The sequence below is a fragment of the Streptomyces synnematoformans genome (assembly GCF_039531005.1).
GTDB classification, from domain to species: Bacteria; Actinomycetota; Actinomycetes; order Streptomycetales; family Streptomycetaceae; genus Streptomyces; species Streptomyces synnematoformans.
Window position 1 is genome coordinate 1 of record NZ_BAAAPF010000759.1, and the last position, 634, is coordinate 634.

Annotated in this window: 1 protein-coding gene; it reads left to right on the top strand. The window is 81.1% G+C overall.

What is annotated here, in order from left to right; all coding sequences use genetic code 11:
* Positions 1 to 634: cell division protein PerM (locus ABD317_RS37545; RefSeq protein ID WP_344296633.1), on the top strand; the 634-nt coding region annotated here is incomplete at both ends.

A 634-nucleotide genomic window follows, 5' to 3' on the forward strand; every position in this document is an offset into this window, starting at 1 on the left:
CGCGGGCCGCCGCGGCGGGGGTGGTCGCGCTGCTCGGCGGCGGCGCGCTGCTCTGCGCGGTGGCCCTGGTCATGCACGCGGCCGCCGCGCAGGAGCACTTCCTCTCCCTCTCGGCGACGGTCTCCGGCCGGTTCGGCGTCTTCCTCCTCGCCGTCGCGCTGCTGCCGAACGCCGCGGTGTGGGCGGCGGCGTACGGGCTCGGGCCCGGGTTCGCCGTCGGCGCGGGGAGCGCGGTGACGCCGCTGGGCGCCGCCGACTACCCCGTGCAGCCCGTCTTCCCGCTCCTCGCCGCGGTGCCGGGGGAAGGGCCCGGCGGGCCGCTGACCTGGGCTGCCGCCGCGGTGCCGGTGGCGGCGGGGATCGTCGTCGGGTGCTTCGCCGGGCGGGCGGCGGCGCCGCTTCCGGGGGAGCGGGAGCAGAGTTGGCGGTGGTGGCCGACGGTGGGGGTGACGGCGCTGGCGGCGCTCGGCTGCGGCGCGGGCACGGCGGCGCTGGCGTGGCTCGCCGGGGGGCCGCTCGGTACGGAGACGCTGGCGGACTTCGGCCCGGTGTGGTGGCGGGCCGGCGGCGCGGCGGTGGCGTGGACGGCCGTGGTCGGGGTGCCGTCGGCGGTGGGCTCTGCGTCGGGGCGGTC